This is a genomic window from Streptomyces himastatinicus ATCC 53653 (assembly GCF_000158915.1).
GTDB lineage: Bacteria > Actinomycetota > Actinomycetes > Streptomycetales > Streptomycetaceae > Streptomyces > Streptomyces himastatinicus.
On the sequence record NZ_GG657754.1, the window covers coordinates 10,288,038 to 10,295,532 of the forward strand.

Annotated in this window: 5 protein-coding genes and 2 pseudogenes; 3 read left to right on the plus strand and 4 right to left on the minus strand. The window is 71.8% G+C overall.

All coding sequences use genetic code 11. The annotated features are described in order from the left end of the window. Positions 1–362: pseudogene (locus tag SSOG_RS43250) on the minus strand (transglycosylase family protein); the annotation flags it as partial. 1,552 nt (positions 363–1,914) lie between these two features. Continuing rightward, positions 1,915–2,922, minus strand: a complete 1,008-nt coding sequence (locus tag SSOG_RS43255) for an Lrp/AsnC family transcriptional regulator (RefSeq protein ID WP_009720657.1) — start codon at positions 2,920–2,922, stop codon at positions 1,915–1,917. Between the two features lie 137 nt (positions 2,923–3,059). On the opposite strand from SSOG_RS43255, the gene SSOG_RS57740 reads away from it, so the two are divergent. The 3 genes from SSOG_RS57740 to SSOG_RS43265 are packed head-to-tail and all read left to right on the plus strand — an operon-like array spanning position 3,060 to position 5,847. Then, positions 3,060–3,986 carry an AbgT family transporter gene (locus tag SSOG_RS57740; RefSeq protein WP_281048170.1) on the plus strand — a complete coding sequence of 309 codons (927 nt, stop codon included), beginning with the start codon at positions 3,060–3,062 and terminating at the stop codon, positions 3,984–3,986. Beyond that, positions 3,929–4,663, plus strand: a complete 735-nt coding sequence (locus SSOG_RS57745) for an AbgT family transporter (RefSeq protein ID WP_281048217.1) — start codon at positions 3,929–3,931, stop codon at positions 4,661–4,663. The genes SSOG_RS57740 and SSOG_RS57745 overlap by 58 nt, the downstream gene beginning before the upstream one ends. Positions 4,664–4,695: 32 nt before the next feature. Continuing rightward, on the plus strand, positions 4,696–5,847 hold the full coding sequence (locus SSOG_RS43265) for a M20 family metallopeptidase (RefSeq protein ID WP_009720659.1): 1,152 nt from the start codon (positions 4,696–4,698) through the stop codon (positions 5,845–5,847). A gap of 71 nt (positions 5,848–5,918) precedes the next feature. Here SSOG_RS43265 and SSOG_RS57750 read toward each other — a convergent pair whose 3' ends face one another. Both SSOG_RS57750 and SSOG_RS43275 read right to left on the minus strand, forming a co-directional pair. Next, a complete protein-coding gene (locus SSOG_RS57750) occupies positions 5,919–6,155 on the minus strand; it encodes a DUF397 domain-containing protein (protein ID WP_009720660.1) in 237 nt (78 codons plus the stop codon). A 5-nt stretch (positions 6,156–6,160) separates the two neighbouring features. After that, positions 6,161–7,022, minus strand: a pseudogene (locus SSOG_RS43275) (helix-turn-helix domain-containing protein). Between the last annotated feature and the right edge of the window lie 473 nt (positions 7,023–7,495).

Consider the following 7,495-nt stretch of genomic DNA (forward strand, 5'->3'; position numbering starts at 1 on the left):
GGACCGAGCAGACCGGCCCAGGCGCCCGGGCCCTGGCCGCGGAGCACCGCCTCGGCCACGGAGATCTGCTGGCCCTTGGTGGCGAGGTCGGCCCGCGGGGCGTACCGGGTGCCGCCGTACGCGGCCCAGGTGTGCTGCGAGAACTGGAGCCCGCCGTAGTAGCCGTTGCCCGTGTTGATGCGCCAGTTGCCGCCGCTCTCGCACGCGGCGACCTTGTCCCAGGTGTCGACCGGGGCCGCCTGGGCGGCGCCGGTGTTGAGGAACGGCAGGACGATGCCGACGCTGCCCGCGGTCAGGACCGCGCACAGCGGGGAGACCCGGCTGGGCGATGCGGGGCGGCGGTGACTTCCTCGTACGGCCATGAGGCTGGTTCCTCTCCACAACGGCTCTCGACGTCGCCCCCCGGAAGTCCCGGCGGGCTGTACGAGTACCGCAGCCGGGGGCGGCCGGTCACAAGGCGCAGGGGTGGTCACGGGGCACCGCGCGCTCCCGGAACCCGCCCCCTGATCGGGTGACGCTCCCTCAGCTGTGCGAGGTAAGGCGCGTGGAGGGACGAGGGGGCGCACGGACAGGCCCGGGGCTGACGGGACGGCCGGGGCTCCGAGCCGTAGCTCACCTTCCGCCGCGTGCCGGGCGGGGATCGCGGCGGCGGAAAAAGATTCTTCGGACGGCCCTGGGGGATGCCGCTATTCCCGCGGATTGGTTTCTTGTTGGACCAGCGGCCGATCATCTTCGCGGGGCGGCCGAATTCCGGGCCGGGGCACGGCGGTTCGGTCCGGACCGGTGCGTGGGGGCGGCCCCGCCGCACTGCCAGGAGACCGATCTTGGCCGGGCGGCGGCGCGGGCGGGGAACAGCACGTACCGGTCCGGCCCCGCACCGGCCCGGTGAAAGGCGGGAAGCCGCGAAGCGGGGAAGCGGGGAAGCCGTAGAGGGCGAGCGGGAGAAGGGGAATAGAGGAAGGGCCGGTGCGATGGGGGCGGCAATACGCGCGCAGAACGGCGGGTCGCTGCCGGTAATAGGCCCGGTCCCGCCCGGAGTTCCGGCTCGACGGCCGGTACGCCCCAGCGGCGGGCGAGGAGGCGCGCCGGGTGGGCGGTGATGTCGTGGGGTGAGGTCCGGCCGTCGCCCTTGTCCGGGGACTCGGCCGCCGCCTCGGGAGCCGGGGACCGGCCGCGGGGGAGCGCCCGCCTGGCCGTCGGCCTGGGTGTCGGCCTGGGTGTCGGCTTCGGATGTCGTCGCGGGCGGACTCCGCGGCCCGTTCCGGCTCGCACCACCGCTGCCGGCCCGGGATACGGTACGCGGCGACCGAAGAACCCCGGCCACAACTCCCGCGCCCCTCGCCCGGCTTTGGCCCGGCGCCAAGGGCATGGGTCGGCCCCGGACAACTCGAAGGTTGACAGGCGGACTTGACGTGCCGTTTGCTCAATCTCCCGGCGCCCATCGCCTCCCGGACCGCCCGCGTACCGCGCCAGTTCTCCGAAAAAGGGGCCGCCCGGCGGCGGCCGGGAACTGGCGGAGAATCACGCGGCCCCTGTATAGCGGGGAGCGTGCCGACGCGCATATCATTGCCTCACATCGACTTCATCACGGTAGATCGCTCGCAGGAGCGGTTCCGAATAATCACCTCCTGACCCCGGATCGCCGGGAGCCTCCGCGACGCCGCTGCCGTCATTTCCGTACGGCATCGCCCGCCGCATCGAGGAATCCTCGCGACGGTGGTCCGTACTTCAGGATGTGCAGCGCGCCTACGGTGCGTGCCGGTCGTCACCGGCCCTGCGCCGTCGGCCTTCTGGCGTACCCGGCGGTGCGCCGCGCCGCTGGACGTACGACCGGGGGCGCACGCCGCTCCGGGCCGTGCCCTCGGACGCCGGTCGGACCCCTCGGCCCCCGGCCGCTGCCCCGTCCCCGGGGCGTCAGCCCGCGGTGCCGAGCCGTCCGTCCTCGCGGCCGATCCAGTAGCGGCGCAGCACGTCGAGCATCACCGACACCTCGCAGGCGGTGATCCCGGGGAACGCGGCCAGGTCGTGGGTGAGGAAGGCGGCCAACCCCTCCTCGTTCCGGAACACCCCGTGGTGGATCACCGACGAGGTGCCCGCGACGATCGAGACATAGCGCGCGGAGGGGTGCCGGGCGAGGGCGTCGGCCACCTGCTGGATGGCTCCGGGGGCCGCGTGCAGTTCGACCACCACCTCCAGCGCGTACCCCAGCAGCGCGGGCTCGATTTCCACCCGGGGCCGTACCAGCCCGCGCCGCAGCAGCGACTGGGTGAGCCGGTAGGCGGTCGAGCGGCTGATGCCGAGCGCGCGGGCCACTTCGGCGGCGCTGGCCCGGCCGTCGTGGCGCAGCAGTTCGACCGCGCCCAGCTCCTCGGTGGTGAAGTCGGCGACGGTGGCGGGTTCGACGGGTTCGTGCAGCGGATCGGCCACTTCCCGCAGCGCCCGCAGCTGGTCGTCGCCGAGCCTGCGCAGCCGCCAGGAGTCGGACTTGGTCGAGGCCCGCAGTACCAGTTCGGTGTGGGCCGACCGGACCCCGGGGACGGACGGGATCCGGCTCATCAGCAGCTCCCGCGCCCCGGCGCGGCGCGTGGCGTGCAGGGAGCAGTAGACGTCGGTGCGTCCGGTGGTCGTCGCCACGAACGGGATCTCGGGCAGTTCGGCGAGCCGTCCGGCCACCTGCCGTGCCTGCCCTGGAACCGTGGCCACCCAGATGTGCATCGGGTTGCCCTCGGCCAGCATCGGCCAGTCCACCTGCCCGATCACCCGCAGCAGCCGCTCGTCCGCGAGCCGGGTCAGTCGGCGGCCGACCGTGCTGGCCGAACTGCCGAGCACATCGGCGAGCGCGCTGAGCGGGGCGCGCGGGGCCACCTGGAGGGCGGCCACCAGGTCGAGGTCGGCATCGTCCAGCGGGGGAGTCTCCGGCATGGACCGAATCTATCGTGCGATTGGTGCGCTATCGGTGAATCATTCTTGCGTTACAAGGCTTTTACTTGCCTCATTCCACCACTGCCTTCTCTAATGGACGACCACGCTTGCGTCATCCGACGAAGGAAGTGCGGCCGGTGAGCTCGAACGACACCACCACCACGCCCGACAACCCACCACCCGGGACGCCGCCCGGGGCGCCCACGGAGGGCTCCGCGGCGCTGTCCGGTCTGCTCCGGGTGCTCGGCGCCGTCGAACGATGGGGCAACAAGCTGCCCCATCCCTTCTGGCTGTTCGCCATCCTGAGCGCACTGCTCGCGGTGGTGAGCTGGGGACTGGCCGCGGCGGACGTGTCCGCGGACAATCCGGCCGACGGCAAGACCGTGGTCGTCCGCAGCCTGCTCTCGGTCGACGGCGTGCGCTCGATGATCACCGACGCGATCACCAACTACGCCACCTTCCCGCCGCTCGGCACCATCCTCGTGGTGATGCTCGGGGTCGCCGTCGCCGACAAGTCGGGGATGCTCACGGCGATGCTGCGGGCCGGTGTCTCCCGCGTCCCGGCGCGCTGGATGACGTTCGCGCTGGCCTTCACCTCGATGGTCGCCCACATCGCCTCCGACGCCGCCTACGTGGTGCTCGTCCCCCTCGGCGGCCTGGCCTTCCGCGCGGTCGGGCGCAGCCCGGTCCTCGGGATCGTGGTGGCCTTCGTGGGCGTGTCCGCCGGGTACGACGCGAGCCCGCTGATCACACCGATGGACGCCGTGCTCTCCGGACTGACCACCGCGGCCGCGCACACGGTCGACCCCGGATACACCGTCACCCCGCTGGCCCACTACTTCTTCTCGATCGCCTCCTCCGTGGTCCTGGCCGCCGTCATCACCCTCGTCACCGAGAAGGTGTCGCCAGGCAGGTGGCGGCGCTGCCGCCCGACAGCGGTGAGACCGCCACGGAGGACGCCGCCGACCCGGTCGCGCTCGACCTGCGCCCCGAGGAACGGCGCGGACTGCGCCGCAGCGGGCTGGTCTTCCTGGTCTTCCTCGCGGCGATCGTGGTGGCCATGATCCCCACCGGTTCGCCGCTGCGCGGCGAGGGCGGCAGCATCGTCGAATCGCCCGTGCTCTCCGGGATCGCCGTGGTGCTCGGAGTGCTCTTCGCGCTCCTCGGCACGGTGTACGGGCGCGCGGCGGGCACCGTACGCGGCAGCCGCGACATCCCCGACTTCATGGCGCAGGGCATGCGGGAGATGGCGCCGATCCTGGTGCTGTTCTTCGCCATCTCCCAGTTCCTGGCCTACTTCAAGTGGACGGGCGTGGGCCAGGTGCTCGCCATCCGCGGCGCGGACCTCCTCAAGGACCTCGGGGTGACGGGGCCGGTCGCGTTCCTGGGCATCCTGGTGGTGTGCACGGTCATCAACCTGGCGATGACCAGCGGATCGGCCATGTGGGCGCTGGTCTCCCCGGTGTTCGTCCCCATGCTGATGCTGCTGGACGTCCCGCCGGAGGCCACCCAGGCGATCTACCGCATCGCCGACTCCTGCACCAACGCCATCACCCCGATGAGCGCCTACTTCGTGATGGCCCTCGGCTTCCTCCAGCGCTACCGGCGCTCCGCGGGCATCGGCACCCTCGCCTCGCTGACCCTGCCGCTGTCCCTGGCCATGCTGGTGACCTGGACCCTGCTCTTCTACGCCTGGTGGGCGCTGGGCATTCCGCTCGGCCCCGGCGCTCCCGTCCGCTGAGCCACCGAATCCCCTCCCGGAAGGATCCCTTGATGACGCTCTCCGACATCGCCGCCGCGACGGACCGGGCACTGCCCGAGATGACCGACGACCTGCGGACGCTGGTGGAACTGGAGACGCCGAGCGACGACAAGCACCTGCTGGACGCCGGGCTCGCCGCGATCCACGACTGGCTGGTGGCGCGGCTCGGCGAGCCGGACGAGACCGAGCGCCACGACTGCGGCCCCCACGGCGACGTGCTGGCCGTCACCTACCGCGGCACCGCGCCCGGCACCGCGCTGCTGCTGTGCCACTACGACACGGTCTGGCCGGCCGGGACCCTCGCCGAGTGGCCCTTCGAGGTGACCGACGGCAAGGCGAGCGGACCGGGCGTCTTCGACATGAAGACCGGCCTGGTGCAGGCCGTATGGGCGCTGCGGCTGCTGCGCGAGCTGAAGCTGCCGCATCCGACCGTCCGGCTGCTGCTCAACGGGGACGAGGAGATCGGCAGCCTGTCCTCCCGGCCGCACATCGAGCGGCTGAGCGACGGAGTCCTGGCCACCCTGGTGTTCGAGGCGGCGCAGAACGGGGCGCTCAAGACCTCGCGCAAGGGCGTCGGGCTGTTCGACGTCACCGCGCACGGCGTCGAGTCGCACGCCGGGCTCGACCCGCTGGCCGGAGCCAGCGCGATCCACGCCCTGGCCGAGGCCATCCCGCACATCACCGCCCTCGGCGCCCCGGAGCGGGGCACCACCGTCAACGTGGGGCTGATCAGCGGCGGCACCGGCCGCAACGTGGTCGCGGCGCAGGCGCGCTGCGGCATCGACATCCGGATCACCGAACCGGCCGAGATGGCGCGCATCGACGCCGCGTTCGCCGCCCTCGCCCCCGCCGACCCGCGGGTGCGGCTGGCGGTCAGCGGCGGATGGAACCGGCCGCCGATGGTGCCGAACGAGCCGTCCCGGCAGCTGTTCAAGCAGGCCCACGCCGTCGCGGCCGAACTGGGCTGGGAGCTGGAGGAGACCGTGGTCGGCGGAGCGAGCGACGGCAACTTCGTCTCCGCGCTCGGGCGGCCGGTCCTCGACGGCCTCGGTGCCCTCGGCTCCGGCGCCCACGCCCGCCATGAACACACCCTGATCGACGCCGTCCCGGCGCGCACCGCGCTCGCCGTCGGGCTGCTGACCGCCCTGGCGTCCGACGCCTAGGACGCGCGGAACGCCGCCGCCCGCCGCTGTGACGGTCACTCACGGCGGCGGGCGGCGGCGTTGCGAACGGGTCAGGAGACCAGGAAGTCGGCCTTGCCCTCCTTGGCGCCCTGGATGAACGCGGTGATCTCGCTGCGGGTGTAGATGAGCGCCGGACCGTCCGGATCCTTGGACTGACGGATCGCGACGCGGCCGTCGTCCAGCTTCATGACCTCGACGCAGTTGCCGCCGTTGCCACCGCTCCACGGCTTGCGCCAGCCTTCGGTGCCGAGGTCGGTGGCGCGCATGCCGTTGTAGATGCGATCCATGCAGATCAGAGCTCCTTGCGGAAATCGCGGAGGATTTCCTTTGTGCGTCGTGCGGTTGCCGCCTGGGGCCGCCATGCGGTCCATGGCCTCCAGATGCGAGGCCACCTCGATGCGTTCATCGAGGTAGACGGCGCCGGTGAGGTACTCGACGTAGACCATGTCCGGCAGTTCGGGAACAGCGAAGCGGAAGAGGACGAAGGGCCCGTAGGTGCCCGGATGGTGACCGGAGGCGAACTCCGAGATCTGCAAGGTCACATGCGGCATCTCGGTGCTCTCCAGCAGCCGGTCCACCTGTCTGCGCATCACCGAAGGCTCGCCGACGGGTCTGCGCAGCACGGTCTCGTCCATCACGACCCACAGCCGGGGCGCCTCCGGGCGGTTCAGCAGTGACTGGCGCTCCATGCGCAGCGCCACATGCCGTTCGGCCTCCTTGGGCCCGGCCTTGCCGATGGCGCCGGTCTGCATGACGGCGCGGGCGTAGTCCTCGGTCTGGAGCAGACCGGGGACGAAGTGCGGCTCGTACGCCCGGATCATCTCGGCCGCGCCCTCCAGGCTGACGTGCACGCTGAACCAGTCCGGCAGGATGTCGTGGAACCGCTGCCACCAGCCGGGTCGGTTGGCCTCCTCGGTGAGGGAGATGAACGCTTCCAGCTCCGAGCCGATGACCCCGTAGGAGTCCAGGAGCATCCGCACATAGGGCACCTTGAGGGCGACCTCGGCGGTCTCCATGCGACGGACGGTGGCCGGGGCGACTCGGAGCACCTGCGCGGCCTGTTCGCGCTTGAGCCCCGCCTTCTCGCGCAGCTCTTGGAGACGCTTCCCGAGGACGACCTGGCCCACGGTCGGGGCCGACCGCGGTTCGCTCACCTTGCTACCTCCCCTGCCCCCGTGGCTGATGCCCGAAGTCTGCCATGTCCAGTACGGCCCGGACACACTGCACAAGCAACTCTGCACAATTCAGAGTGTTACTTGCCATGTGTGCGCGGCCGTCGGGATAGTTGCTTCATGATCCCGTTACTGAGGCCGCCGCTATCGAGCTACGACGCGGTGGGGGTGGCCGAGCGGTACGGGCCCGCGGTCATGGAACGGCTGCCCCGGGTGGGCTGCGTCCTGGCCGCCGGTGGCCGCTGGTGGTGGATCGTGCCGTCCCAGTCGGACGTCGGCGTCAACTGGCCCTCGGCGGCCGTCTACGCGGTCTGCGCGGTGCCGGCCGGTGCAGCGCTTCGCCCGGCTCCCGCTCGAGCACGCCAATCTGCGCAGCGCCCTGGAGTCCAGGTTCGCGGAACCGGAGGAGACCGCCTGCGGACTGGGGATCGCGGCCGACCTCCTCTACCACTGGA

What these genes read in the sequence shown, in the direction of transcription:
- SSOG_RS43255 (WP_009720657.1), bottom strand. Translation starts at nt 2,922, where the DNA reads ATGCCGGAGACTCCCCCGCTGGACGATGCCGACCTCGACCTGGTGGCC.
- SSOG_RS43265 (WP_009720659.1), top strand. Translation starts at nt 4,696, where the DNA reads ATGACGCTCTCCGACATCGCCGCCGCGACGGACCGGGCACTGCCCGAG.
- SSOG_RS57750 (WP_009720660.1), bottom strand. Translation starts at nt 6,155, where the DNA reads ATGGATCGCATCTACAACGGCATGCGCGCCACCGACCTCGGCACCGAA.